The 26,848-nt window shown below is 65.1% G+C and carries 24 protein-coding genes, 1 tRNA gene and 1 pseudogene; 22 read left to right on the top strand and 4 right to left on the bottom strand.

From position 1 onward, the window contains the following. The first annotated feature begins 34 nt into the window (after window positions 1-34). From GNH96_RS15975 to htpG, 15 genes and pseudogenes are all read left to right on the top strand, one after another. Window positions 35-316, top strand: a complete 282-nt coding sequence (locus tag GNH96_RS15975) for a type I restriction enzyme endonuclease domain-containing protein (protein WP_323848044.1) — start codon at window positions 35-37, stop codon at window positions 314-316. A 196-nt stretch (window positions 317-512) separates the two neighbouring features. After that, window positions 513-1,547: a BLUF domain-containing protein gene (locus GNH96_RS04880; RefSeq protein WP_169602651.1), complete on the top strand. Its 1,035-nt coding sequence runs from the start codon at window positions 513-515 to the stop codon at window positions 1,545-1,547. Between the two features lie 28 nt (window positions 1,548-1,575). Then, a complete protein-coding gene (gene fdhE / locus GNH96_RS04875; protein WP_169602650.1) occupies window positions 1,576-2,469 on the top strand; it encodes a formate dehydrogenase accessory protein FdhE in 894 nt (297 codons plus the stop codon). Window positions 2,470-2,545: 76 nt separating this feature from the next. After that, the gene (locus GNH96_RS04870; protein ID WP_169602649.1) at window positions 2,546-2,740 is read left to right on the top strand and encodes a hypothetical protein; all 195 of its coding nucleotides are present in this window, start codon (window positions 2,546-2,548) and stop codon (window positions 2,738-2,740) included. A gap of 219 nt (window positions 2,741-2,959) precedes the next feature. Then, window positions 2,960-4,357 carry an L-seryl-tRNA(Sec) selenium transferase gene (gene selA, locus GNH96_RS04865; protein WP_169602648.1) on the top strand — a complete coding sequence of 466 codons (1,398 nt, stop codon included), beginning with the start codon at window positions 2,960-2,962 and terminating at the stop codon, window positions 4,355-4,357. Then, entirely contained in the window at window positions 4,354-6,258 is a 1,905-nt protein-coding gene (gene selB / locus GNH96_RS04860) for a selenocysteine-specific translation elongation factor (RefSeq protein WP_169602647.1), read from the top strand. Before selA ends, selB begins: the two co-directional genes overlap by 4 nt. 44 nt (window positions 6,259-6,302) lie before the next feature. Continuing rightward, window positions 6,303-6,398, top strand: a tRNA-Sec gene (locus GNH96_RS04855). A 441-nt stretch (window positions 6,399-6,839) separates the two neighbouring features. Then, window positions 6,840-7,955: an acyl-CoA dehydrogenase family protein gene (locus tag GNH96_RS04850; RefSeq protein ID WP_169602646.1), complete on the top strand. Its 1,116-nt coding sequence runs from the start codon at window positions 6,840-6,842 to the stop codon at window positions 7,953-7,955. A 12-nt stretch (window positions 7,956-7,967) separates the two neighbouring features. Next, on the top strand, window positions 7,968-8,825 hold the full coding sequence (locus tag GNH96_RS04845) for a phosphate/phosphite/phosphonate ABC transporter substrate-binding protein (protein WP_169602645.1): 858 nt from the start codon (window positions 7,968-7,970) through the stop codon (window positions 8,823-8,825). Further along, window positions 8,791-9,996 (top strand): ferritin-like domain-containing protein, encoded by a 1,206-nt coding sequence (locus GNH96_RS04840; protein ID WP_169602644.1) that lies wholly within the window; start codon window positions 8,791-8,793, stop codon window positions 9,994-9,996. Before GNH96_RS04845 ends, GNH96_RS04840 begins: the two co-directional genes overlap by 35 nt. 10 nt (window positions 9,997-10,006) lie before the next feature. Continuing rightward, window positions 10,007-10,990 (top strand): annotated as a pseudogene (gene selD, locus GNH96_RS16295) (selenide, water dikinase SelD); the annotation flags it as partial. Between the two features lie 21 nt (window positions 10,991-11,011). Beyond that, window positions 11,012-11,575: an endonuclease domain-containing protein gene (locus GNH96_RS16290; protein WP_407658846.1), complete on the top strand. Its 564-nt coding sequence runs from the start codon at window positions 11,012-11,014 to the stop codon at window positions 11,573-11,575. A 130-nt stretch (window positions 11,576-11,705) separates the two neighbouring features. Beyond that, window positions 11,706-13,619, top strand: coding sequence for an ATP-dependent zinc metalloprotease FtsH (ftsH, locus tag GNH96_RS04825; RefSeq protein WP_169602643.1), 1,914 nt, complete (start codon window positions 11,706-11,708; stop codon window positions 13,617-13,619). A 22-nt stretch (window positions 13,620-13,641) separates the two neighbouring features. Beyond that, entirely contained in the window at window positions 13,642-14,664 is a 1,023-nt protein-coding gene (locus GNH96_RS04820) for a sodium:calcium antiporter (RefSeq protein ID WP_169602642.1), read from the top strand. Window positions 14,665-14,893: 229 nt separating this feature from the next. Next, window positions 14,894-16,798, top strand: coding sequence for a molecular chaperone HtpG (gene htpG / locus GNH96_RS04815; RefSeq protein WP_169602641.1), 1,905 nt, complete (start codon window positions 14,894-14,896; stop codon window positions 16,796-16,798). A 40-nt stretch (window positions 16,799-16,838) separates the two neighbouring features. Here htpG and GNH96_RS04810 read toward each other — a convergent pair whose 3' ends face one another. Then, on the bottom strand, window positions 16,839-18,128 hold the full coding sequence (locus GNH96_RS04810) for a citrate synthase (protein ID WP_169602640.1): 1,290 nt from the start codon (window positions 18,126-18,128) through the stop codon (window positions 16,839-16,841). Window positions 18,129-18,398: 270 nt separating this feature from the next. On the opposite strand from GNH96_RS04810, the gene GNH96_RS04805 reads away from it, so the two are divergent. The 5 genes from GNH96_RS04805 to GNH96_RS04785 all read left to right on the top strand — a co-directional run bounded on the left by GNH96_RS04805 (window position 18,399) and on the right by GNH96_RS04785 (window position 23,175). Next, window positions 18,399-19,574 carry a cation:proton antiporter gene (locus GNH96_RS04805; RefSeq protein WP_169602639.1) on the top strand — a complete coding sequence of 392 codons (1,176 nt, stop codon included), beginning with the start codon at window positions 18,399-18,401 and terminating at the stop codon, window positions 19,572-19,574. Between the two features lie 36 nt (window positions 19,575-19,610). Continuing rightward, window positions 19,611-20,024 carry a hypothetical protein gene (locus tag GNH96_RS04800; RefSeq protein WP_169602638.1) on the top strand — a complete coding sequence of 138 codons (414 nt, stop codon included), beginning with the start codon at window positions 19,611-19,613 and terminating at the stop codon, window positions 20,022-20,024. A gap of 111 nt (window positions 20,025-20,135) precedes the next feature. Next, the gene (locus GNH96_RS04795) at window positions 20,136-21,494 is read left to right on the top strand and encodes an O-linked N-acetylglucosamine transferase, SPINDLY family protein (protein WP_169602637.1); all 1,359 of its coding nucleotides are present in this window, start codon (window positions 20,136-20,138) and stop codon (window positions 21,492-21,494) included. Window positions 21,495-21,611: 117 nt separating this feature from the next. Continuing rightward, window positions 21,612-22,544, top strand: a complete 933-nt coding sequence (gene msrP / locus GNH96_RS04790) for a protein-methionine-sulfoxide reductase catalytic subunit MsrP (protein ID WP_169602636.1) — start codon at window positions 21,612-21,614, stop codon at window positions 22,542-22,544. Between the two features lie 55 nt (window positions 22,545-22,599). Continuing rightward, window positions 22,600-23,175 carry a protein-methionine-sulfoxide reductase heme-binding subunit MsrQ gene (locus GNH96_RS04785; RefSeq protein WP_228720017.1) on the top strand — a complete coding sequence of 192 codons (576 nt, stop codon included), beginning with the start codon at window positions 22,600-22,602 and terminating at the stop codon, window positions 23,173-23,175. 74 nt (window positions 23,176-23,249) lie between these two features. Here the strand turns inward: GNH96_RS04785 and GNH96_RS04780 are convergent, their stop codons facing one another. Then, window positions 23,250-23,396 carry a hypothetical protein gene (locus GNH96_RS04780; protein ID WP_169602634.1) on the bottom strand — a complete coding sequence of 49 codons (147 nt, stop codon included), beginning with the start codon at window positions 23,394-23,396 and terminating at the stop codon, window positions 23,250-23,252. Further along, window positions 23,387-23,794, bottom strand: a complete 408-nt coding sequence (locus GNH96_RS04775; protein WP_169602633.1) for a ParA family protein — start codon at window positions 23,792-23,794, stop codon at window positions 23,387-23,389. The genes GNH96_RS04780 and GNH96_RS04775 overlap by 10 nt, the downstream gene beginning before the upstream one ends. 137 nt (window positions 23,795-23,931) lie before the next feature. Between GNH96_RS04775 and GNH96_RS04770 the strand changes: the two genes are divergently transcribed. Further along, window positions 23,932-25,284, top strand: coding sequence for a GGDEF domain-containing protein (locus GNH96_RS04770; protein ID WP_228720016.1), 1,353 nt, complete (start codon window positions 23,932-23,934; stop codon window positions 25,282-25,284). A gap of 34 nt (window positions 25,285-25,318) precedes the next feature. After that, window positions 25,319-25,813, top strand: coding sequence for a glutathione peroxidase (locus GNH96_RS04765; protein ID WP_169602632.1), 495 nt, complete (start codon window positions 25,319-25,321; stop codon window positions 25,811-25,813). Here GNH96_RS04765 and GNH96_RS04760 read toward each other — a convergent pair. Next, window positions 25,810-26,553, bottom strand: a complete 744-nt coding sequence (locus GNH96_RS04760; RefSeq protein ID WP_169602631.1) for a substrate-binding periplasmic protein — start codon at window positions 26,551-26,553, stop codon at window positions 25,810-25,812. The genes GNH96_RS04765 and GNH96_RS04760 overlap by 4 nt on opposite strands. Window positions 26,554-26,848 lie beyond the last annotated feature (295 nt).

The following is a 26,848-nucleotide window of genomic DNA, read 5'->3' as shown; positions in this document are numbered from 1 at the left end:
TGCCCGCGACGCGTCAGACCCTTTGAGGCTCGTGATGGTGCGCAGACCGGCATCGATGAAAACGAGCGTGACCCCGCAAGAGCGGGAGCAGGCCATCCAGCAAATCGTCAGCCGTGCGGTGGTGTCCACCGAGATCGTGGACATCCTGGCCGCAAGCGGACTCAAGAGCCCGGACATCTCCATTCGCTCGCAGGCCCAGTGTATAGCACCACGGGCGCCGCCGCCGAAGCCATGCCTGTCAGAACAAGCGATAAAGCGACCATCTTGGCTATTTTATGCATCTGGATATCTCCTAGTCTGGAAATCGGGTGTGTGAATCGCCCCGGGAATCGGTGGAGCCGGCAACCTTGCAATGGGTACACTGGTTCAACCGTCAACGCCTGCTGGCGCCGATCGAGTATATCCCTCCGGCCGAAGCTGAGGCAAACTACTGGCGGTAACTCACCGAAAAGGACGAGACTGCTACTTTAACTTAAGCTAACCAGCCTCCGCGATTCCCGGGGCAATTCATTATGAAAAGAATTACTTACATCAGCAGCTTCGCTCGTGCCATCAGTGACGAGGAGATAGACGAACTGGGGCGGTTCTCCGCGCGGAACAATCGGTCACGCGGAGTGACCGGGATGCTGCTCTGCGTGAACGGACTCTTTTTCCAGATCATCGAAGGAAGGGAGCAGGCAGTCAGTGAGCTTTTCGAAACGATCAAACTCGACCCCAGGCACCGGGATGTTCTATGCCTGAAGACGGAAAACGCTCTCACCGAGCGACTGTTCCCGAAATGGTCGATGGAAACGGTCAACCTAGATAAGGTTAGCGACAAAGTTCTGCTAGCCATGCGGGTGCTGCTGCAGAACATCGGGGAATCACATCGAATCATCGAAAAATACACTCAAAAAAGCGTCATCAAAGCTCTGGCCCAGGGCATTAACCCACTCACCCTGCCGGTGCAGAGAACCGAAAAAATCATTTTTTTCGGGGATATCGTCGGGTTTTCTTCTATCAGCGAGGCGTTCCCCGTTGAGGAGGCCGCCGAAGTCGTTTGCCACTTTCTCGAGGTTTGCAGCAGCACGATTGTGACTCATGGCGGCGAGGTCGCGAAATACATCGGCGACTGCGTCATGGCCCATTTCAATCCCGAGCAAGCAGATGATGCCATACAGGCTTCCCTCGACATCTTGTGGAAGCTTGAACGACTGCGACAGCAGGCGGGCAAGTGTCGCTTGCTCAAATTTCTCTACTGTGGGATCGGTCTCTCGCAGGGCACCGTGATTCAGGGGAACATCGGCTCATCCATTAAGATGGATTACACCATCCTTGGAGATGCGGTGAACACTTCGGCTCGTCTCCAGTCGCTGACGCGCAACCTCAGCAGGTCGCTCGTATTCACTCAGTCGGTGAAAGACGGAACACGCCAAGATTGGCGCTTCGTATCTTGTGGTCAGCATCAACTGAAAGGCAAGCAGGTCGAATGCGATGTTTATAGCCTAGATGAACCGATCATCGATGCGATCAAAATCGCGAATGATCTGGCACTCGAACGCCATTGATCGGACGGCCGCGGCGATTTCTGGGAAAATGGCTCACGGCGCTTCGATCTACCCACCTACCTCCCATCCCATGGAAAACAACCCCTTCGCCGGAAGCGGCACAGAAATCCCCGTCGTCCGTCTCCCTCCCACCGACGGCCCGTTCCGCCATCGCGCGGCCCGCTTCCGCCAGTGGGCCGACTCCCGTTCCTCGCTGGCCGGCTACCTGAATCTCATGGCCGATCTGGCCGACGTTCAGCATGGCCTGTGGGAAATGGCCGCCGCCACGCTCCCGCGGGATAGATCGGGCCAGCCGGGAAATCCGGGATGGCGGGCAACGCTGCGGTCGATCGTCGACCGGCTGAATCCGGGAGAGGCCGGGCTCGCCTCATTGCTGGACCGCATCCGGCGAGCGACGGACGAAGAACTGGCCGCCTGGGGCGGCCGCGTTCTGGCGGGCGATTTCGATCGCATCGAGGCCGGCATTGCCCCCCTCGTGACCGCAGCCCTGCAGGTCCACATGACTTCGTTTGCCTCGCGCCTGGCGAGAGAAGAGATCGGCCCGGCGCAGAGTGGCACTGCCTGCCCGGTCTGCGGCTCCCTCCCGGTCGCCTCTCTCCTGCAGACGGGCGGGGCTGTCCACGGCCTGCGCTACCTGGTCTGCGGCCTGTGCGGATGCGAATGGCACCGGCCGCGCGTCCAGTGCATCGACTGCGGCTCGGGCAAGGACGTGGCCTACTTCGCCATCGAGGGCCTGGGCGAGGCGGTAAAGGCGGAAGGCTGCGGCGATTGCATGACCTACGTGAAGATCATGGATCGCGACAAGGACGCCGCCATCGATCCCTTCGCCGACGACATCGCCAGCCTGGCCCTGGATATCCTCATGGCAGAGGAGGGTTATCGGCGGCTGGGGGTCAATCCGCTGCTGCTGCCGGGCGGCTGATGAAGCAGAAGTCAGCCGAACATCAGCATGTCTTGCGATAGACTACACCCTCTGTTCCCTGCTGTCGGAAACCGCCATGCCGACCTGCCTTCCCCGCAAGCCCCCTTCCGCAGTCCGGCTCCCGCCCGAACGCCTGCGGTGTGGGGATATCGATGCCCGTCCCTTGGAATCCGAACCGCACGTCAGCGTGCCCCGCTCGGCGGCCATACGCCGGTTGATCGTGCTGGGGCTCGACGACGCCGGGCATGCCATGCAAGAAGGGGGCACCTAGGCGCGGTGAAAGCCGAAGAGGGCCTACGAGGTCGTTCTGGAGCCTTCCGCCAAGAAAACGTTGGATGAACTGCCTCGGCAGGGCCAATCCCGGATCATCGCCGCGCCGGAGAGCTTGACGGAAGACCCGCGTCGCCCATGCCAGCGGCGTTCCGTGGGATCGCGCTTCGGCTCTTCGACCGCACCCGGTTCCCGATTTCCCCCAAACACCACCGACGCCATGCCTTCGTCCGCACACGCCCGCCTGCCCTCGGTCGACCGCCTGCTGAACCAGGCGGACATCGCCGAACTCAAACGGCGCTACGGCCACACCGCCGTGGTCGCCGCGCTCCGCGCCGAGCTGGAATCACTGCGCGAGGCGTTGAAGACGCAACCGGAAACGCCGGTCGACCCAAGCCGGATCGCCGCGGCCTGCCGGACCCGCCTGCAAGCCCAGTTCAGCCCGAGCCTGCGGCCGCTGTTCAACCTCACCGGCACGGTGCTCCATACCAACCTGGGGCGGGCGCTGCTGGCGGAGGAAGCGGTCGAAGCCGTGCTGGCGGTGCTGGCGCGGCCGAGCAACCTGGAATACGATCTCGACGCCGCCCGCCGGGGCGACCGCGACGACCACATCGACGGCCTGATCCGCGAACTGACCGGCGCCGAGGCTGCGACGGTGGTCAACAACAATGCCGCCGCCGTGTTCTTGTTGCTGAACACCCTGGGCCTGCGCAAGGAAGTCATCGTCTCGCGCGGCGAACTGATCGAGATCGGCGGCGCCTTCCGCATCCCCGACATCATGGCCCGCGCCGGCGCCCGGCTGCGCGAAGTCGGCACCACCAACCGCACCCACCGCAAAGACTACGCGGAAGCCCTGAATCCGCGCACCGCCTTGATCATGAAGGTGCACCGCAGCAACTACGCCATCGAAGGCTTCACCGCCTCGGTGCCGGAAGCCGAACTCGCCGAGCTGGCCCACGCCCACGGCCTGCCCTTCGTCGAAGACCTGGGCAGCGGCACCCTGGTCGACCTCGGTGCCTACGGCCTGCCGAAGGAACCGACGCCGCAGGACGCGCTGAACGCTGGCGCCGACCTGGTCAGCTTCAGCGGGGACAAGCTGTTGGGCGGCCCTCAGGCCGGCATCCTGGTCGGATGCAAGGCGCTGATCGCCAGGATCAAGCGCAATCCGCTCAAGCGCGCCCTGAGGGTGGACAAGATGACCCTCGCCGCCCTCGATGCGACCCTGCGGCTTTACCGCAGCCCCGAATGGCTGGCGGAAAGGCTGCCGACCCTGCGGCTGCTGACGCGGACGGAAACCGATATCCGCGCGGCGGCGCAGCGTCTCCTGCCCGCCGTGCAAGCCTCGCTGGGAGCACGCGCCGTGGTTTCGGTCGAAGCCTGCCGCAGCCAGATCGGCAGCGGTTCGCTCCCGCTCGACCGCCTGCCCAGCGCCTGTCTCGTCCTCCGCCCGCAGCAGGGCGGCGGGCGCGCCCTCAACCGGCTGGCGCAAGCCTTCCGCGACCTGCCCCTCCCCGTCATTGGGCGGCTGGAAGATGGCGGCCTGCGCTTCGACCTGCGCTGCCTGGAGGACGAGGCGGCCTTCCTCGGCCAGCTGCCTTTGCTGGAATTCCCGGGATGATCGTCGGCACCGCGGGCCATATCGACCACGGCAAGACCGCCCTGGTGAAGCAGCTCACCGGCGTGGACGCAGACCGCCTGGCGGAAGAAAAATCCCGCGGCATCACCATCGACCTGGGCTATGCCTATACCCCGCTGAGCAGCGGCGACATCCTCGGCTTCGTCGACGTGCCCGGCCACGAGAAATTCATCCACAACATGCTGGCGGGCGCCACCGGCATCGACTTCGCCCTGCTGGTGGTGGCGGCCGACGACGGCCCCATGCCGCAGACCGTGGAACACCTCCAGATCATCGACCTGCTCGGCGTCGCGCACGGCGCCGTGGCCCTGACCAAGACCGATCTCGCCGATGCCGGACGGATCGCCGCAGCCAGGGGAGAAATCGAAACCATGCTGACCGGCACCCGCCTCGCCGGCTGCCCGCTGTTCGAGGTATCGGCCCACACCGGCGCCGGCGTGGCCGAACTCCGCGCCCATCTGGAAGCGGCGGCGGCCCGGCTCGACGCCCGCCTCCCCGGCGGCGGCTTCCGCCTGGCGGTGGACCGCAGCTTCACCGTCGCCGGCATCGGCACGGTGGTGACCGGCACCGTGTTTTCCGGCAAGGTCCGCGCCGGCGATCATCTGCTCGTCGCCCCGTCCGGCCTGAAAGTCCGCATCCGCGGCATCCACGCCCAGAACCGCCCCGCGGAATCCGGCCAGACCGGCCAGCGCTGCGCCCTCAATCTGGCCGGCGTGGAAAAACACGAGGTGCAGCGCGGCGACTGGGTGCTGGCGCCGGCCCTGCAGCGGCCGACGCGGCGGCTGGACGTCCGGCTCCGGCTGCTGGGCAGCGAAGCCCGGCCGCTGCGCCACTGGACGCCGGTGCACGTCCACCTCGGCGCGTTCCGGTCCGCCGGTCATGTCGCCCTGCTCGAAGCGGACACGCTGGAGCCGGGCGCGAGCGCCTGGGCACAACTGGTGCTGGACCAGCCCACCTGCGCGGTCCAGGGCGACCGCTGCATCCTGCGCGATGCCGCCGCCCAGCGAACCCTGGCCGGCGGCACGGTGCTCGACACCCAGCCTCCTGCCCGGGGCCGCCGCTCGCCGCAGCGCCGCGCCATCCTGACCGCCTGGGAACAGGACCTTCCCGAAACCCGGCTCGGGGCCCTGCTGGACTGCGCGCCGAACGGCGTCGATCTCGGCGCCTTCGCCGCCAATGCCAACCTGACCGCAGCCGAGACCGACAGACTCTGCGCCAAGCTGGCCCTGAAGAAAATCGACGGCGCCAGCCCGCTCGCCTTTTCCCCGGCGCATTGGGCGGCGCTCCGCGCCGAGGTCATCGCCGCCCTGCGGCAGGAACATCAAGACGTGCCCGATTCGCTGGGCCTCAACACCGAGCAGCTGCGCCTGCGCACCGCGCCCCGGATGGAACGCCCGGCGTTCGGTGCGCTCCTGGCCGAGCTGCTGGCCGATGGCCAGTGCCGCCGCGACGGCTCCTGGTGGCACCTGCCCGGCCATGAACTCAGCCTCGCCCCGGAAGACGAAGCCCTGTGGAACCGTCTCGCGCCGCGGCTGACCGCCGAGCCGTTCCAGCCACCCCGGGTACGCGACATCGCCCGCGCCGAGAACCTCGACGAAACGGCGGTGCGCCGGCTGCTGATGCGCACCGCCCGGCTCGGGCGGGTGTACCGCGTCGCCCACGACCACTACTTCGACCGGACCGCCGTCGCCCAACTCGCCGCCATCGTCCGGCAGGCCGCCGGCGACAGCCCGGACGGCGCCGTGTTGGCCGCCGAATTCCGCAACCGTATCGGCACCGGCCGCAAGCTCGCCATCCACATCCTGGAATTCTTCGACCGCATCGGCCTGACCCGCCGCGTCAAGGACAGCCACCGCCTTCGCAACGAAACCTTGGAGTTCTAAAACGCCGCGGCCCCCGGTTTTTTCGATAGAATCCGCCCGACTTCGGAAGAGCAGCGTCCCCGGTGGGGCGGCCGGTCTTCAAAACCGGATGGGGCCGTGAGACGGCCTCAGGTGGGTTCGACTCCCATTCTCTTCCGCCAGCATCCGGTCCAAGTGACGCCATGCACGATCAGGACCCGCGCCGGCAAGAGCGTTTTGCCCGTGTCATGCGGGGACTGCGGCATGGGCAGATCGGTTCACCTCGGCAACCTGGAGCGAGATGCGGCGGGTGTCACCCCTAAAAGTCAAGGGAGAAACGGCTGGATGAAGCCGTCATGCCTGCCTCTCGTCGGAACACCTGACAGTCCACCGGTGGCGCCATGGGTAGGCTGGCTTCGCGCCTCCGGACAGCCGGAGAATACGGCTTTCGAGTGCCTCCGGAGCGAAAATGCATACGGATGGCCCGGCGCCGTGGCAAAATGTGCCGGCCGGCGCGGTCTGAAACGAGCCTCGCCGCACGCCACCGCGAACCCGGCCCGCGTGCCTGGTTGCGGCCCATCCGGTCTCATCCGACCGGCTTTTTTCATGTGACAGGTCTGCCCATGAAGAAGCTCGAAGCCCTGGACGATATCGTCGCGTCCGTCGTGGCACCGGCCGCCGAGGCGGTGGACCGCGACGCCCTGTTTCCACGCTCCGCCGTCGCCGCCCTGGGCCAGGCCGGCCTGTTGGGGCTGATCAGTTCGGCCGAGGTCGGCGGGCTCGGCGGCTCGCTGGCCGACGCCAGTGCCGTGGTGTCGCGCTTGGCGCGTGCCTGCGGCTCCACCGCCATGGTGGTGACCATGCACTACTGCGCCACGGCGGTCGTCGAGAAATACGGCCCGCCCGAGTTGCGCCGCGAAATCGCGGCCGGCCGCCATCTCGCCACCCTCGCCTTTTCCGAATCCGGCTCGCGCAGCCATTTCTGGGCGCCGCTGGGCGTCGCCTCGGCCGACGGCGACGATGTGCTGCTGAGCGGCGCCAAGACCATGGTGACCTCGGCCGGCGAGGCCGATTCCTACGTGTGGTCGTCGCGGCCGGTGCAAGCCGAAGGCGCCAGCACGCTCTGGCTGGTCGCCGCCGGCAACCCCGGCTTGCGTCGGCCCAAGCCGTTCGACGGCCTGGGGCTGCGGGGCAACGCCTCGGCGCCCATCGTGGCCGAAAGCGCACGGGTGCCGACCACGGCGCGGCTCGGCGCCGATGGGGGCGGCTTCGCCATCATGATGGAGGTCGTGCTGCCGATCTTTTCGGTGTTGAACGCCTCCTGCTCGCTCGGCCTGATGGAATCGGCGCTGGAGCGCGCCTGCGCCCACGCCGGCCGGACCCGGCTGGAACATCTGGGCTCCTGCCTGGCGGACCTGCCCACGCTGCGCGCCTACCTGGCCCGCGCCCGCATCCGCGCCGACGGGGTCGAGGCGCTGCTGAACGACACCCTGGAGGCGCTGGCATCGGCACGGGACGATGCCCTGTTGCGGGTGCTGGAAGTCAAGGCGGCCGCGGCGGAGGCTGCGCTGGCGGTCACCGATACCGCCATGCGGGTGTGCGGCGGGGCGGCCTTCCGCAAGGATCTGGCCATCGAGCGCCCGTTCCGCGACGCCCGCGCGGCGGCGGTGATGGCGCCCACCTCCGACGTGCTGTACGACTTCATCGGCAAGGCCGTCTGCGGCCTGCCCCTGTTCTAGAGAATCGCAACCATGAGCGAAACGCTGATCCTGGGCGCGGTGGCCTATGCGCCGAAGGTGGTCACCATCTGGGAAGGCTTCAAGGCGCATTTCGCCGACCAGGGCCTGGCCTTCGACTACCTGCTGTACTCCAACTACGAGCGCCAGGTCGAAGCCCAGTTCGACGGCACGATCCACCTGGCCTGGAACTCGCCGCTGGCCTGGCTGCGGGCCGAGCGCCTGGCGAAGGCGCGGGGTTCGTCGGTCGATGCGGTCGCGATGCGCGACACCGACCGCGACCTGACTTCCCTGATCGTGGTCCGCGCCGATGCCGGCATCGAAACCCTGGACGGCCTGCGCGGCAAGACCGTCGGCTTCGGCGCGGTCGATTCGCCGCAGGCCACCCTCATCCCGCTCGAACACCTGGCCAGAAACGGCCTGCAGGCGGGACGCGACTTCGCCGTCCGCCGCTTCGACCTGCTCGGCGGCAAGCACGGCGACCACATCGGCGGCGAGCGCGATGCGGCGCTGGCGCTGCTGCGCGGGGAAGTCGATGCGGCCTGCCTGATCGACGGCAACCACCTCGCCTTCACCACCGACGGCACCCTGACGCCGGGCGCGACCCGCATCCTGGCGCAGACCGGCGCCTACGACCACTGCAACTTCACCGCCAGCCCCGGCGCACCGGCAGGACGGGTCGGGCGCTTCGTCGAACTGTTGCTGGCCATGTCCTGGGACGACCCGGCGGTCCGCCCCCTGCTGGAACTGGAAGGACTCAAGCAATGGCTGCCGGGGCGCAGCAGCGGCTACGGGCTACTGGAGGCGGCGGTCGACCGGCAAGGGTTTTATGCTCCCGATGGACGCATCCTCGCCGCCGACTATCGATATTGAGGCGCTCGGCTTCGACCGCGGAGCGCACCTGCTGGTCAAGCGGGCCTTGAGCCGCATTCCGCCCGGCGCGACCCTGCGCGTGCGCGCCTGCGCGCCCGGCTTCCAGGCCCATCTCGCCGCCTGGTGCCGGGCGCAGGGCCATCGGCTGGCCGAAGTGACCGACAATCGGGCCGACATCGTCCGCGGCGGCTATCAGACCGGACGCTGGCAAGGCGCGGAACGCTGCGGCAAGGCCGATCCGGGCGAACCCGAAGCCGTGGCCGAACGGGCGGAGTCCCGCTGGGGCCTGGCGGCGCGAGGAGCGACGGTGGAGGCCGGCGGGCCGGAATGGCATTTCCCGCTGGACCGCAAGGCCGAGGTCTGGGCCGAAGAAGCGGCGGAACTGTACCGCCAGGCGCTGGCCGCGCAATGGGATCCGGAAACCGCGGTGGACTGGAACGCCCCGTTCGAGCTGCCGGACGAGGTCGAGGACGCGGTGGTGCAGGTCATGACCTACCTCATCGAGAACGAGAACGCCGCCCTGCTGATACCCGCCCGCTTCCTCGGCCGCATCCATCCGCATTACCGCGAGATCATGCAGTTGCTGGCGATCCAGGTGGCGGACGAGGCCCGCCACGTCGAGGTGTTCACCCGCCGCGCCCGGCTGAAACGGCGGGAACCGGCCCTGTCCACCGCCGGCGGGCAAAGCTCGCTCAAGACCCTGTTCGACGCGCCGGATTTCTCGATCGCTTCCTTCCTGCTCTCGGTGCTGGGCGAAGGCACCTTCGTCAATCTGCTGCATTTCCTCCATGCCCACGCCCCCGACCCGGTCACCGCCCAGATCGCTCGGCTGGCGGCGCGGGACGAGGCCCGCCACGTGGCCTTCGGCATGGCCCACCTGCTCCAGCGACTGCGGCGGGAACCCGAGCTGCGCAGCCGGCTGGCCAATGCGGTGGAACTGCGCTACGACAGCCTCGCCGCCAGCGCCGGGCTCAACGAGGAAGTCTACGACGCCCTGGTGCTGCTCGCGGCGGGCGCCTGGTCGCCGGCGGCGATCGCCCGCGGCTTCGAAGCGGTGCAGACGCTGCAGCGAGAGATGGCCGAAGGCCGCCGCCTGCGCCTGCAGAAGCTCGGCTTCGAGGAAAACCAGGCCCGGCGACTGGCCAGCCTGCATACCCGGAATTTCATGTGAGGCCCCTCCAATGACCGACGTCCGATTGACCACGCTCTCCCACGGCGGCGGCTGTGGCTGCAAGATCGCCCCCGCCGTGCTGTCGCAGATGCTGGCGGAACTGCCCCTGGCGAGCCGCTTTCCCGACCTGCTGGTCGGTACGGAGACCAGCGACGACGCCGCGGTCTACCGTATCGGGCCCCATCAGGCCGTGGTCGCCACCACCGATTTCTTCATGCCGATCGTCGACGATCCTTACGATTTCGGCCGCATCGCCGCCACCAACGCCCTGTCCGACGTCTACGCCATGGGCGGCACGCCGATCCTGGCCCTGGCGGTGGTGGGCATGCCGGTGGACAAGCTGCCGGTGGAGACGATGCGGAAGATCCTGGCCGGCGGCGCGGCGGTGTGCGAAGCGGCGGGAATCCCCATCGCCGGCGGGCACTCGATCGACTCCCCCGAACCCATCTACGGCCTGGTGGCGCTCGGCCTGGTGCATCCGGACAAGCTGAAGCGCAACGACGGGGCCCGGCCCGGCGACGTGCTGATCCTGGGCAAACCCTTAGGTGTGGGCGTCCTCAGCGCGGCTCTCAAAAAAGGCCGACTCGATGCCACGGGCTATGCCCGGATGATCGAACACACCACCCGCCTGAACAGCGTCGGCGCGGCGCTGGCGGAGCTCGACGGGGTCCATGCCATGACCGACGTCACCGGCTTCGGCCTGCTCGGGCATCTCCTGGAAATCTGCCGGGGATCGAGTCTCGGCGCGGAGATCGTCTTCGGCGACATTCCCGTCATCGACATCGCCAGGGAACTGGCCCAGGAAGGCTACGCCACCGGCGCCGCCGCCCGCAACTGGGACAGCTACGGCGCTTGGGTCCGTCTGAGCCCCGAGCTGGCCGAATGGCAGCACAAGCTGCTGTGCGATCCCCAGACCAGCGGGGGCCTGCTGGTCGCCTGCGATCCGGCGAGCGCCGGCGAGGTCATGGCCTTGTTCGAGTCGCAGGGCTATGCTCAGTCGGGCCGGATCGGGCGGATGGGGGAGCCGGGGGGTGTAACAGGCATCGACGTTAAGATGATGAAAAATAACCCCCCTCAATCCCCCCTTGTCAGGGGGGAAGATACACCGTCCTCTCAATCCCTTCTCGAGGAAAAAGCCGGAGCGTCCTCGCCGCACCCCCTTGATAACCCCCCTGATAAGGGGGGCAGGGGGGTTGGGGGCAGGAGGGTTCAGAGGGCCATCTACCTCCCCTACGACAAGAACCTCACCGCCCTGGCCCGTGAAAACCGCAGGAACCCCACCCCGGCCGAATCCTTGCTCTGGAACAAAGTGCTGCGCTGCCGCCAGTTCGCTCGGTACAAGTTCCTGCGGCAAAAACCCATAGGCAGCTACATCGTCGATTTCTATTGCTCCGAACTTCAACTGGTCATCGAGATCGACGGCGACAGCCATGCCCGGCAAATCGAATACGATGGCGAACGGACGCGCTTTCTGAATTCCCTTGGGCTGGAAGTGGTTCGCTATGCCAACCAGGAAGTCCTGCATGATCTCGCGGGTGTTTTTGCCGATTTGTCACGCCGCGTCGAGACCAGGACCTGAGCCGATCCCCCGTGACGCGGCCCGGGGCGGCGCCGGCCATCCCTTGCAGCAATCCGGCGCCACAAGCACTAGAATCTCCCCAGCGGAACCGACCATCCCGGCCGTCATGCAGCCTTAACCGGAGACTCCCATGGCCAAGAACACCCAAAATTCCACACCGCCCCGCAAGCTGTTCGATACCCTGAGCGATTTCTGGCAACGGGTGAAAAGCGAAGCCGGCATCTCGGGCGAGGGGCCCGACGGCATCCGCCGCCGCAACAACATGATTCTGTACCTGCTGCTGGTGCTGTCGACCCTGTACCTGCTGAACGGCTACCAGACTCTGCGCAACGAGGAAATCCCCTACAGCGAGTTCCTGAAGGCGGTGTCCGAAGGAAAGGTGGAAGAGGCCGTGGTCACCGAGCAGGCCATTTCGGGCACCCTCAAGCCCGAAGCCGAAGGCGAATCGCCCAGAGCCTTCATCACCGTGCCGCTGTGGAACCACGAACTCGCCGCCGAACTGGAAAAAAAGGGCGTGAAATACACGGTCCGCTACGGCAGCAACTGGTTCAGCAACCTGATCTTCAACTGGGTCGTACCGATCGCCCTGCTGACCCTGTTCTGGACCTGGATGGCGCGGCGCATGACCGGCGGGCGGGGTTTCCTGAGCATCGGCAAGAAGACCAAGATCCAGGCCGATACCGCCGCCAAGGTCACTTTCGGCGACGTGGCCGGGGCCGACGAGGCCAAGCAGGAGCTGCGGGAAACGATCGAGTTCCTGCAGAACCCCACCCGCATCCAGAGCTTGGGCGGGCGCATGCCCAAGGGCGTGCTGCTGGTCGGTCCACCCGGCACCGGTAAGACCCTGCTGGCCCGCGCCGTGGCGGGCGAAGCCGGGGTGCCGTTCTTCAACATCAGCGGCTCGGAATTCATCGAACTGTTCGTCGGTGTCGGCGCGGCCCGCGTGCGCGACCTGTTCGAACAAGCCCGCCAGAACGCGCCTTGCATCATCTTCATCGACGAGTTGGACGCCATCGGCCGCTCCCGCGGCGGTCCGGTGGTGATGGGCGGCCACGACGAGCGCGAGCAGACCCTCAACCAGCTGCTGACCGAAATGGACGGCTTCGACCCCTCGGTCGGGGTCGCCGTGATGGCGGCCACCAACCGCCCGGAAATCCTGGACAAGGCCCTGCTCCGCTCCGGCCGCTTCGATCGCCAGATCGTGGTGGACAAGCCGGGACTGGAGGACCGCGTCGCGATCCTCAGGCTGCATACCCAAAAAATGAAGCTCGACCAGGACGTCGACCTGCGCGTCGTCGCCCAGCGCACGCCCGGCTTCGTCGGCGCCGATCTGGCCAATGCCGCCAACGAAGCCGCCATCATCGCCGTGCGCGCCAACAAGACGGCGATCGGCATGGCGGATTTCGAAGCCGCCATCGACCGCATCCTGGCCGGACCGGAGAAGAAGAGCCGCTTGCTCAGCGACGCCGAGAAACACCGCGTGGCGGTGCACGAATCCGGCCATGCCCTGGTCGCCGAAATCGTGCCTACCGGCGAACCCGTGCACAAGGTCTCGATCATTCCCCGTGGGGCGGCGGCCTTGGGTTTCACCCTCCAGCTCCCGGTGGAGGAGAAGTTCCTGTCGACCGAACAGGAGCTGAAGGACCAGATCGCCATCCTGCTCGGCGGCCGCACCGCGGAGGAACTGGTATTCGGAGAGTCCTCCAGCGGCGCCCAGAATGACCTGGAAAAGGCTTCGGAAATCGCCCGCACCATGGTCTGCAGCCTGGGGATGAGCAAGGTGCTCGGCCCCCTCACCTACGGCCGCCGCCAGCAGCTGGCCTATCTCAATATCGAAGGTGCCGAGGAACGCAACTTCAGCGAGGAAACGGCACGGCTGATCGACAACGAGGTGAGGAAGCTGGTCGAGGAAGGATTGCAGCGCGTGCGCGAAATCCTCACCCAGCGCCGCGCCACGCTGGACAAGCTCGCCGCCCTGCTCAAGGAAAAGGAAGTCGTGAGCGGCGAGGAAGTCAAAGCCATCATCCGCGAAGCGGCGTCCTAGCGAACGGGAACAAGGCCGCCGGATGGCTGCGCCGGAATTGCTGATTCCCTGGGCGGAATTCCTGTTGTGCGCCGCGCTCATCGGCATGGCGGGGTTCCGGCTCTCCCGCTACGGCGATGTGATCGCGGAAAAGACCGGCCTGTCCGGGAGCTGGATCGGCCTGATCCTGCTGGCCACGGCGACATCTCTTCCCGAACTGATCACCGGCGTCAGCGCGGTCACCGTCGCGGCGGCTCCGGACATCGCCGCCGGCGACGTGCTGGGAAGCTGCGTATTCAACCTCGCCATCCTCGTCGCCCTGGATTTCCTGCACCGGCACGAATCGGTCTACCGCCGCGCCAGCCAGGGCCATCTGCTCTCGGCGGGCTTCGGCATCATCCTGCTCGGCCTGGTGGGCATCAACCTGTTGCTGGCCGACAAGGACATCGTACCGGCGCTGGGCTGGGTCGGACTTTACTCCCCCCTGCTCGGCCTCCTGTACATGTTTTCCATGCGCGCCGTGTTCCTTTATGAACGCGAGCAAATGGCGTCCTTCGCGGAAGAAGTGACCGAGCAATATCCCGGCATCCGCCTACGACGGGCGGTGATGCAGTATCTCGCGGCTGCCGCCGTGGTCGTCGGTGCGGGTGCCTGGCTACCGTCCATCGGCACTGCGCTGGCCGAAACCATGGGCTGGCACAAGAGCTTCGTCGGCACCCTGTTCATCGCGGCCGCCACCTCGATGCCCGAACTGAGCGTCACGATCGGTGCGGTGCGCATCCGCGCCGTCGACATGGCGATCGCCAATTTGCTCGGCAGCAATCTGTTCAACGTCTGCATTCTCGCCGTCGACGACCTGGCTTTCCTGCCCGGGCCGCTGCTGTCGCATGTCTCGCCCGTCCACGCGCTGTCGGCGTTCTCGGCCATGGTCATGACCGGCATCTTCATCGTGGGCCTCCTCTACCGCGCCAACACCCGGCTGTTCAGGACCGTCGGCTGGGTCAGCATTGCCCTGCTGCTGGTATACCTGGGCAATGCTTACGTGCTTTACCTTCATGACCGTTGAGCCGCCCCCGGCTGGAAGGCCAAATCGCGCGCGTCTTTGCGGTATTGGATTGCCGCCGCAGTCCTGCGTGGACCAGAAACAAGCTGGGCTGGAAAGGCTGAGGTCGAGCGCGAAGTGGTGCCCGGATCGAGACTCCGACTGAACCAGTGTTGAAATCGGCCCGCCTTGCCTCCAATTCGAAGGCCTGATTTTTCCGTTCGTGTCACAACTCAAAGGGGGACCTACACCCATGACAGTCGCCGAAAATCGAGTGACCCTGGGCTTCGAAGCCGAGGTCAAGCAACTGCTCCATCTGATGATCCACTCCTTGTATGGCAACAAGGAGATTTTCCTGCGCGAATTGATTTCCAATGCATCCGATGCGGCCGACAAGCTGCGCTTCAGCGCGCTCGGCAACGAAGCGCTGTACGAGGGCGACAGCCGGCTGCGGGTGCGGATCGAGTTCGACAAGGCCGCCCGCACCTTGAGCATCAGCGACAACGGCATCGGGATGACGCGCGAGGAGGTGCAGCACAACATCGGGACCATCGCCCGCTCGGGCACCAAGCAGTTCTTCGAATCGCTGACCGGTGACGAGAGCAAGGACAGCCAGTTGATCGGCCAGTTCGGCGTGGGTTTCTACTCCGCCTTCATCGTCGCCGACAAGGTGGTGCTGGAAACCCGCAAGGCCGGCACGCCGGCCGAGGAAGGCGTGCGCTGGGAATCCGCCGGCGAAGGCAATTACACCCTGGAGTCTGCGACGCGGACCGAACACGGCACCCGCGTGACCCTGCATCTGCGCGAAGGGGAGGACGAGTTCCTGGATGGCTGGAAGCTGCGCTCGATCGTCCGCAAATTCTCCGACCACATCTCCCTGCCCATCGAAATGCTGCGGGAAGCCGGCGAGCCCAAGGAAGGCGAGGAAACGCCGGCCGAGGTGTGGGAGACGGTCAACAGCGCCTCCGCGCTGTGGGCCAAGAACCGCGACGAGATCACCGACGAGGCCTACAACGAGTTCTACAAACACGTCTCGCACGATTTCCAGGAACCCCTGGCCCGCGTCCACAGCCGGGTCGAGGGCACCAACGAATATACCTTGCTGCTTTACATCCCCAAGCACGCGCCGTTCGACCTGTGGGACCGCGATTCCAAGCGCGGCGTGAAGCTCTACGTCCGCAAGGTCTTCGTCATGGAGGACTCGGACAAGCTGATGCCGCGCTACCTGCGCTTCGTCCGCGGCGTGATCGATTCCGACACCCTGCCGCTCAATGTCTCGCGTGAAATTCTCCAGGAAAACAAGCAGCTGGAGAAAATTCGCGGCGGCGCGGTGAAGAAAGTGCTGGGGCTGCTGGAAGATCTGGCCACCAACGAGCCGGACAAGTACAAGGAATTCTGGGGCCATTTCGGCCAGGTGCTCAAGGAAGGCATCATCGAGGACTTCGCCAACAAGGACCGCATCGCCAAGCTGCTGCGCTTCAGCTCCACCCACACGGACAGCGAGGACCCGACGGTTTCCCTGGACGACTACATCGGCCGGATGCAGGAAGGCCAGGACAAAATCTATTTCGTCTCGGCCGAGAGCTTCGGCGCCGCCAAAAACAGCCCGCACCTGGAAATCTTCCGCAAGAAGGGCATCGAGGTGCTGCTGCTGAGCGACCGCATCGACGAATGGCTGGTCGGCTACCTGACCGAGTACCAGGGCAAGTCGCTGCAATCGGTGGCGCGGGGCGACCTGGACCTGGGCGCGCTGGAAGGCGAGGAAGAAAAAGCCGAAGCGGAGGCCGAGAAGGAAGAGTTCGCGCCGCTGACGGAACGGCTGAAAAAGGCACTGGAGGCCAAGGTAAGCGACGTGCGTCTGAGCCACCGACTCACTGATTCACCGGCCTGTTTGATCTCGGAATCCTATGGCATCAGCCGGACCATGGAACGGATCATGAAGACCGCGGGCCAAGACGTCCCCGGCAGCAAGCCGATCCTGGAGATCAATCCGCACCACGGCCTGATCGCACGCCTGAAGACGGAAACCGAGGATGCCCGATTCCAGGACCTGGCTTCCGTCCTGTTCGACCAGGCCGTGCTGGCCGAGGGCGGCCAGCTCGATAACCCTGCGGCATTCGTGCACAAGCTGAACGGTTTGCTGCAGAGCCTGCTCTGAAGCCTCCCAGGCCCTTCGGCGAGCGCCGCGGGGCCTTTCCTCACCGTTGGGCGATGGGGACGTAGGGACGCAGCCTTTCCCCCATGTAAATCTGGCGCGGGCGGGCGATCCGCATGCCCGGATCTTCCAGCATTTCCTTCCAGTGCGCGATCCAACCCGGCAGCCGGCCGAGCGCGAACATCACCGTGAACATGTTGGTGGGAATCTTCAGCGCCCGGTAGATGATCCCGGAATAGAAGTCGACGTTGGGATAGAGCTTGCGCTCGATGAAATAAGGATCGGTCAGAGCGACCTCTTCCAGCCCCTTGGCGATCTGGAGGATCGGATCGTCGATGCCGAGGTAATTGACCACCTCATCGCAGTACCTTTTCAGAATCTGGGCGCGCGGGTCGTAGCTCTTGTAAACCCGGTGGCCGAAGCCCATGAGCCGGTACGGGTCATTCTTGTCCTTGGCCCGTTCGATGAATTTCTTGTAGCAGCCGCCGGCCCGGTGAATCTCCTCCAGCATCTCGATGACGGCCTGGTTGGCGCCGCCGTGCAGCGGTCCCCACAGGGCGCAGATGCCGGCCGAAATCGCCGCGAACAGGTTCGCCTTGGACGAACCCACCATGCGGACGGTCGAGGTGGAGCAGTTCTGCTCGTGGTCGGCGTGGACGATGAACAGCACGTCCAGCACCTTGCGGATCAGCTCGTCCGGCACATAGCCGCGCATCGGCCGGGTGAACATCATGTGCAGGAAGTTGGAGATGTAGTCCAGCTCCGGCCGGGTATAGACGAAGGCCTCGCCCACCGAACGCTTGTAGGCGAAAGCGGCCAGCACCCGCACCTTGGACAGCAGCCTGGAAATGGTTTCGTCGCGCTCCTCGATGGTCTGGTCCGGCTTCAGCAGTTCGGGGTGATAGACCGAGAGCGAGCAGACCATGGAGGAGAGGATCGCCATCGGATGGGCATGGCCGGGATACGAGGTGAAAAAGCTCTTCATGTCCTCGTGGATGAGCGAGTGGTGGTGAATCTTCTCCTTGAATCTCGCGTACTGCTCCACCGTCGGCAGGTGGCCGTAGATCAGCAGATAACTCACTTCGACGAAGGTCGATTTCTCGCAAAGTTCGGCGATGTCGATCCCACGATAGCGCAGAATGCCCCGTTCGCCGTCGATGTACGTGATGGCAGAGAGGCAGGAGCCGGTATTGCCGTAGCCGGGATCGAGCGTGATGTAGCCGGTTTGGGCGCGCAGCTTGGTGATATCGATTGCTTTTTCGCCCTCGGTGCCTTCGATGACCGGGACTTCCACGGTGCCTTCGTTCAATTCAAGTTTGGCAAAATTCGACATAAGAAATCCATTTTTCGGATAGCAATTTCAGAATCGGTTGTCGGCGCCCGGCCTCGAAAATCGCTCGGCGTATCGCCCGCCATGCGATGACTGCATCTCGTCCGGGAACCGGACACACTTGGCGTGATCTTAACATTCCTTTTGCGCACACTGGACTTCATCGGTTAGGGTTACAGACTGCCGCGCCCATTCGAACGCTTACGGATGTCGTCCGGCGACGGACGCCGCGGCCTGTCTTGACCAGCGGAACGAGATACCAGGAGGAAAAGGGTGGAAAGCTTCCGGACCGACCTTTTGTTGATTGCACTCATCGCGATGCTCGCGCCCATGCTGGCGGAGTTGCCCAAGAACTTTCGGATGCCCATCGTCGTAGCGGAGATACTTCTGGGCATCATCGCTGGACCCCAGGTGCTGCACCTGGCGGAACCGTCCCTGGTAGTCGACGCCCTGGCCCATCTGGGCTTGACCTTTCTGATCTTCCAGGTCGGCATGGAGATCGATCTCGGGAAAATCGGAAAACGGCCACTGGCGATGGGGGCGCTCGGCTGGGCGCTGTCCTTCGGGGTTGCGATTCTCTGCGTGCTCCTGTTCCAGGCGATGGGGCTGATCCGCCTGCCACTGCTGCTGGCTGCCGCGGCATTGACCACCACTGCGCTGGGCATACTCGTGCCCATCCTGCGCGACTGTGGAGACATCGATACCGAATTCGGCAAGTACGTGGTGGCTTCGGGCGCGATCGGCGAGCTCGGTCCGATGTTTCTGCTGTCCTTCCTGGCGATTCCGAACGACAGCAATGTCCTCCACACCCTGTTCGTGCTTTCCTTCGTGGCGATCACCCTCGCCGCAGCCTACCTTGCCATCCGGGTCCGATCCTCGAAGGTGGTCGACCGCCTCGCCCGCTCCATGCAGCGCAGCGGCCAATTTCCCGTACGCATCTGCATTGCCCTGCAAGCGCTGCTGATCCTGCTCGCCGGCAAATTCGGGCTGGACATCGTCATGGGCGCGCTGGCCTCGGGCATGGTCGTGGGCCTCGCCAGCAAAGGACCCGGCGGCGAGGCGCTGCGATCCAAGCTCGACGCCATCGGATACGGCTTTCTCGTTCCCATCTTCTTCGTCACGGCCGGCATACGGTTCGATCTCGGCGCGCTCTGGGCAAGCCCCCTCGTGCCGGTCCAGATCATCATCCTGCTGGCATTGCTGATCCTGGTCCGGAGCGTTTCCTTGTTCGTCTATCGCCGCAGCCTGTCGCCCGCGGATGCCATCCCCTTCATCCTCTATTCCGCGACGGGATTGCCCCTGATCGTCGTGATCACCGAAATTGCCTTGTCAGCGGGCCTCATGTCCCCCGAACGTGCGGCCGTCCTGGTCAGTGCAGGCATGATCTCGGTACTGGCCTTCCCCATCCTGGCCAACAAGCTACGTACAAAACTCGGCTTGCCGGCATGACGATCCGGCGCCGTATGCCATGAGGAGCCAGCTTTTATGAAAACCAGCGCCCATCTTCCCTACCTCGTTGTTGCGGTCCTGTTCCTGCAGCCGGCCTCTCCCAGCCTTGGCGCTGACAACTCCGGCGAGCCCCCGTCGATCGAACGCATCGGACGCGAAATGAAGGAGACCGCCCAGTCCATCGGCGACTATTCCTCCCGGAAGGGGAGCGAAGCCGCCGATTCGATGAAATCAGGATTCAACGAGCTGAAATCCCGAACCAGCGAACAATGGGCGCAGGTCGACCGGGCCGCGCGGGACACATCGAAGGAAGCGCTGGATCAGGCATCCACCCAGGCGGACCGCCTCAAGAACGGCTCGAAGGACGCTTGGGGCCACATCAGGCAAGGCTTTTCCGACGCGTTTTCCTCATTCCGCCAAGCCTGGGACACGGACGGAGCACGGAAATGAACGCGTGCATGGCCGGCCGTCTTGTGTTCCCATAGGACCCTTGGTCAGAAGCCTCTCGCCGCATGCTTTCGATGCCCGCCCCCTCCGACACGGACCCCAAGCGAACCGCCGATGAACATGCACGCCCTCAGTCAGCTCGTCTGCGACTGGAGCTATCAGGACACCTGGGTCCAGGCAATGCGCGACCTGCTCGCCCGGGGGGTTTCCGGAAAACTGGCGCCGTTTTCCTTGCTGTCGTTCCCGGAGATGAGCGCCGGGGAGCAGCGGCAATGTTCCGAACTTTGGCTGCGGGACCGGATTGCCGCCAGCGAAGAGCAGCGGCAGGCCAGAAACTTCGAATTTACGCCTTCCGGCCGGATGAAGCTTCGCATCGGTTATCTCTCCTCGGACTTCCATGAACACGCGACCGCCTTCCTGCTGGTCGAAATGCTGGAGCTGCACGACCGGGCGCGGTTCGAAATCTTCGCCTACTCCTATGGACCCGACGACGGCAAGGGGATGCGGCAACGGCTGGAGCGCACCTTCGACCGCTTCACCGACATCGAGGCCTTGACGAACGAAGACGCGGCGAGTCTCATTCACCGCGACGGCATCGATATCCTGGTTGACCTGAAAGGTTACACCCGTGCCAGCCGCACCATGATCCTGACCTTCCGTCCCGCACCGATTCAGGTCAACTATCTCGGCTATCCCGGCACACTCGGCGGCGATTTCGCCGATTACATCGTGACCGACCCGGTGCTGACGCCACAGGAAAGCGCGGAGCACTACAGCGAAGCCTTCGCCTACCTGCCGGACAGCTACCAACCCCACGGCTGCCGGGGCGCGGTCGGCGAAAAACCCAGCCGCAAGGACGCCGGACTGCCGGAACGAGGTTTCGTGTTCTGCTGCTTCAACCAGGCCTACAAGATCACCCCCGTGGTTTTCGACATCTGGTGCCGGCTGCTGGCGGCCGTCCCCGGCAGCGTGCTGTGGCTGTTGAAAAATCCGTCGGCGGAAGCCAACCTCGAACGCGAGGCGCTGCGGCGCGGCATCGCTCCGGCACGCCTGGTGTTTGCCGACGAAAAGCCGCAGATCGAGCACCTGGGCCGATTGCAACTGGCCGATCTGATGGTCGACACCTGGCCCTACAACGCCCACACCTCGGCCAGCGACGCCTTGTGGGCCGGCGTCCCGATCGTCACCTGCATGGGCGAGACCTTTCCCTCGCGGGTTGCGGGCAGCCTGCTCTCCGCCATCGGCCTGCCCGAATTGATCACCACGGAGCTCGGGGACTACCATGACCTGGCCCTGGAACTGGCAACCCAGCCGGAGCGCCTGGCCCGCGTGAACGCCAGGCTGATGGCGAACCGGCTCACCACGCCGCTATTCGACACCCCTCGCTATACGCGCAACCTGGAAGCGCTTTACCAGGCGATGTGGCAGCGGTATGCCGATGGCCTAGCGCCGGGCATCATTCGCCTGGATTGACCCGCCGCCCTGCCGTTCACCCGGCGATGGCCGGCATGCTACAGCGATGGCGCGACATGCAGTACCATCATCGGCAAGCAAGACGCCGCGACGCATCGCCTGAGGCGGGAGACTTCCATGCGCACTACCTGCTCACCCCCCATCGCCCCTTCCGAAATCACCCCGCGGGACAGGTATTACGACCGCCGCCGGTTCATGCAGACGGCAGCCGGCGCGGCGACGGCCGCCCTCCTGCCCCGCTGGGTCGGCGCGGGCGAGAAACTGCCAGGGGTCCGAAAAAGCGGTTATGTCCTGCCGGATGCGCTGACCTCTCTCGAAGACGTCACCCATTACAACAACTTCTACGAGTTCGGCACCGACAAGGAATCGCCTTCCAGGACCGCGGGCAGCCTCAAGACCCGGCCCTGGACCGTCGCGGTGGAAGGCGACGTGCAAAAACCCAAGGTGTTCGACATCGACGAATTGCTCAAAGTCGCCCCGCTCGAGGAGCGCATCTACCGCCTGCGCTGCGTCGAAGGCTGGTCCATGGTGGTGCCCTGGGTGGGGTTTCCGCTGGCGGAACTCATCAAGCGCGTGGAGCCCACCGGGAACGCCAAGTTCGTCGAGTTCATCACCTTGCACGACCCGATCCAGATGCCCGGCCAGAGGTCATCGGTGCTGGACTGGCCCTACCGGGAGGCATTGCGCCTGGACGAGGCCATGCATCCGCTCACGCTCCTGGTCTTCGGGCTTTACGGCGAAGTGCTGCCGAATCAGAACGGCGCCCCGGTTCGGGTGGTCGTGCCCTGGAAATACGGCTTCAAGAGCGCCAAGTCCATCGTCCGCATCCGCTTCGTCGAGCAGCAGCCGGTTTCGACCTGGACCCAAGCCGTGCCCAGCGAATACGGCTTCTATGCCAACGTCAATCCGGAGGTGGACCATCCGCGCTGGAGCCAGGCGAAAGAGCGCCGGCTCGGCGAGTTCTTCAAGCGGCCCACGCTGATGTTCAACGGTTACGCCGAACAGGTCGCCCATCTCTATGCCGGCATGGACCTCAAGACGTTCTTCTAGCGGAACGAAACGCCCGCGGCCCGGAGCGAACGCGCTGAGGGCCGCGAAGGCCGCCGTGTTTCTCGCGGCCCTGATTCCTTTGGCCAAGCTGTCCACCGGCGCCGTGCTCGGCACGCTGGGAGCAAATCCCATCGAAAAGATCATCCGGACGACGGGCTACTGGACCTTGAGCTTTTTGCTCATCACCCTCGCTGTCACGCCGTTGCGCATCCTCCTGCGGCAGCCTTGGCTGGTACGTCTGCGGAGGATGCTGGGCCTGTTCGCGTTCTTCTACGGCACGCTGCATTTCACCGGCTACCTGGTGCTGGACCAGTTCTTCGACTGGCCGGCGATACTGAAGGACATCGCGAAACGGCCGTTCATCACCGTCGGATTTCCGTCCTTCGTACTGCTGATTCCGCTGGCGGTCACGTCGACCGATGCGATGATGCGCCGGCTCGGCGGCAAGCGCTGGCAGCGCCTGCACCGGCTGGTCTACGTCTCGGCCGCCGGCGGGGTGATCCACTACCTGTGGCTGGTGAAGAAGGACATCTCCGACCCCCTGAGGTTCGCAACCTTGCTCACCGTGCTGCTCGGATTCAGAGCGATCGTTCTGCTGCGCCGTCGCGTCCGCGCGGTCTCGGCGGCTTGAGCTTGTCCCTCAACGCACCAGGGCCCAGGGAAAAACCACCGTATAGGTCACGCCATACACCGCCCCATGGACCGTCAGCCGGCAAACGCGGCCGATCGCCGGTGCACATAAGCCGCGCGCTGCACGATGCGCACCGGGGCCAGCGGAACCTCGTAGCCGGCGACCGCCTCCGCCGCCTCGTCCGCCAGCGAGCCGCGCGACGGAATCGAGTTCAGCACCACCGCGCGGGCGTCCCGGCCAGCCGGGCGAGGTCGATCGTGGTGCCGATCGCATGCAGATCGAGCACCGCGGGCCGGCAGGGAATGAGGATCAGATCGGCGAAGCGCGCCGCGGCCAGCGCTGCGGTCTCCGAATGCGGCGCCGTGTCGATCACCGTGAACCCCCCGCCGTCGGCACGGGCTCGGTCCAGGCATTGCTGCAGGCGGTTCGCCTGGGCGGCCTCGACCCGCGGCATGGAAGACTCCCGGTTGTCGCCCCAGACGCTGGCGCTGGCCTGGGGGTCCAGATCGACCAGCGTGACGCCGCCGCTTCCCGCCAGCGCCGCCGCAACGGCCAGGTTGATGGCCAGCGTGGTCTTGCCGGCTCCGCCTTTCTGCGAAATCACTGCGATGATTTTCATGGCCCCAAGCTACTGGACAAGACCTGTCCGGGTCAACCCGCGCCACCCTGTCAGGCGGATGCAAAGCCGGCTAAACTCAGGACTGTCGGCAAACCGGCCCGGTTTCCAGCCACCACCAGCAACCTTGGAACGCCCCGATGCTCCGACTGACCCGCAAAGTCTTCGTCGACCTGTCGATCTGGATGATCGGCTTCGGCCTGTTGATCGGGCTGATTTTTCCGTTCTTCGCACTGAGTCTGGGGATTCCTTCCCCCTTCGTCCTGACGCCCTGGTTCTTCGCCGCCTGCATTGCCGCCGGATTCGCCGTGGGCGCGATGAACATCGCGCTGGCGCGTTCGGTCGTCGGCGAACGGCTGCGTCTGCTGGCGGAACGGATGAGTTTCGTCACAAGCCGGCTGAAAGGCATGGCGCACGGCGAGTCCGCCGAAAAATGCACCCCGGACCATTGTGCCATCCAGGTCGATTCCGACGACGAAATCGGCGACAGCACCCGGGCATTCAACCAGTTGATCGAGGCGCTGGCGCTTTCGATCGAAACCGAAACGGCCGTGCGTACCTTTACAGAGATGCTGGTCAGCGAGCTCGACGTGCATCAGCTGACCGAGCAGGCCTTGGCGCTCTTGCTGCAGCACACCGGCGCGGACGGCGGGGCGATCCTGATCGAGGCGGATGGCGAAATCCGGGTTGCCGCATCCCAGGGCATCGGCAGCGCTCACCTGCTGGCGAACAACGACCGCGTCCGCAGCGCCCTGCGCACTGAGCGCCGCCACATGGTGAAGCTGCCCGAGGACCTGGTGGTGGACGGGATGCTGGCGCAGTTCCGGCCGAGGGAAGTCGTCATCGACCCCGTGCTGCACAAGGAGGTCGTCCTCGGGGCGGTGGTGCTGGCCAGCGGCCAAGGCTTCAGTGCCGAAGACCGCAATCGCCTGGACGTCTTCGAGAGAGGTCTCGCGCTGGCATTGCACAATGCGCTCTTGTACCACCGATTGCAGACGCTGGCGGCGCTCGATCCCCTCACCGGTGCGTACAACCGGCGGTTCGGGATGGCCCGGCTGCGCGAGGAGTTCCAGCGGGCGGTTCGGCTGAACCTCCCGCTCGGCATCCTGATGTTCGACATCGACTATTTCAAACGGATCAACGACACCTACGGCCATCTGGCCGGCGACCGGGTCCTCGCCCGCGTCGCCAAGACCGCGCGCTCCGTGCTGCGGGAGGGCGACGTCCTGATCCGCTACGGCGGCGAGGAATTCATCGCAGTCCTGCCCGCCGCGTCACTGCACGACCTCGAATATGTCAGCGAGCGGTTGCGCCACATGGTGGAGGATCTGGTACTGATGGATGGCGACCAGGCGATACGCGCGACCGTCAGCATCGGAGCGACGGCGTATCCGGACACCGACGTGGAAGACGACACCGCCTTGGTCGACCGTGCCGACAAGGCGCTTTACACCGCGAAATCGGGCGGGCGCAACCGCGTGGTCGTCACCTGACAGCGCCCCGCCCTCCCAACAGGAAGGACACGACATGAACCTCTACGACTTCGAAGTCGACACCATAGACGGCGAAACCATTCGCTTGGACAGCTACCGGGGAAAAGTTCTGCTGATCGTCAACGTCGCCAGCCGCTGCGGCTTCACGCCGCAGTACGACGGCCTGGAAGCGCTGTACCGGCGCCACCGTGACGCCGGGCTGGTGATCCTCGGCTTTCCCTGCAACCAGTTCGGCGGCCAGGAGCCGGGCAGCGAAGCGGAGATCAGGCAGTTCTGCGCCAGCCGCTACGAGGTGAGCTTTCCGCTGTTCGCAAAGATCGAGGTGAACGGCGACCATGCGCACCCCCTCTACGCCTATCTCAAGTCCATGCAAAAGGGCCTGCTCGGCAGCGAAGCCATCAAATGGAACTTCACCAAGTTCCTGGTCGACCGCAACGGCGAAGTCGTCAGGCGCTACGCCCCGACGGCTTCGCCGGAGAGCATCGAACCCGACCTCTTGCCGCTGCTGGCCGCCGGGAAAGGCGGCTAAGGCCGGTAATGGTGGGCATCCAGAATGCGGCCGTAGGTGCCGTCGTTCTTCATCGCCTTGAGAGTCCGATTGAAATCGTCGACGATCCGGGCGTGATGGGGATTGGCCTTGCTGACGGCGATGTGGAGCTGCTCCAGCCCGACCGGCCGCGGCAGGAATTCGAGGCGGTTCTCGCTTTCGGGCAGGTACTTCTTCGCCGTGTACTCCAGCACGTACTTATCGTCGATCACCAGGTCGCACTGGCCCTCCACCAGTTCGGTCAGCGCCTCGACCAGGGTGTCGTTGGCGATCTTCAGCAAGCCGCCGGCACGGAGAAATCCGGAAGGATAGCCGTAGTTCTTCACCATGCCGATCCGCAGACCCCGGATGTCGCCGTAATCCTCGAACTCGATGTCGGTCCCTTTGCGCTTGACGAAGCGGACATCGTTGACCAGGTAAGGATCGCTGTAATCGAGATACTGGGCGCGTTCGTCGGTGTACCAGATGTTCGCGACCACGTCGTAGACGCCGATGCTGGCCCCCTCGAGGTCGCGCGACCAGTCGTCCACCGTGAGTTGCGTGGTGTAGCCGGCGCGCGAAAACACGGCGGACACCAGATCGATGGCCAGGCCGCCGCCCGCGGCGCTCGGGTCGACATACGGTGGCCACTCGTCCGCCACCACGCGCAATTGCTCGGCCCTGGCGGCCAAGGCAAAGAACAACAGCATGGCGGCCAGGCTCAGCTTCGGCAGTTTGGACATCTTGAGACCCCGTTCCTTGATGAAATGCGTCGATGGCAGCACGGTTGAAGGACATGCGCAACGGCTGCAGTGGGAGAAACATGGCACTCGCGCGGCCCAGCGCGCTCGGTTCGGAAGTGTAGAGGGAGTCGGCGACGAAATCGAGACGCAGGCCATTTCGAACACTTCCGGCGACGAGCTTTGCGCACGGAATGGCTATACTTAGGGCCAATGGATGCCGGCAGGCGATGCGCCGCATCCGGCGGAACCCGAAAAGATGGCTTCCCCTACCCGCCGATCGGCCATAGGATCATCG

Source organism: Methylococcus geothermalis (assembly GCF_012769535.1).
GTDB classification, from domain to species: Bacteria; Pseudomonadota; Gammaproteobacteria; order Methylococcales; family Methylococcaceae; genus Methylococcus; species Methylococcus geothermalis.
Note: the sequence above shows the minus strand (reverse complement) of the source record. Positions and strands in the feature narration are given on the sequence as shown.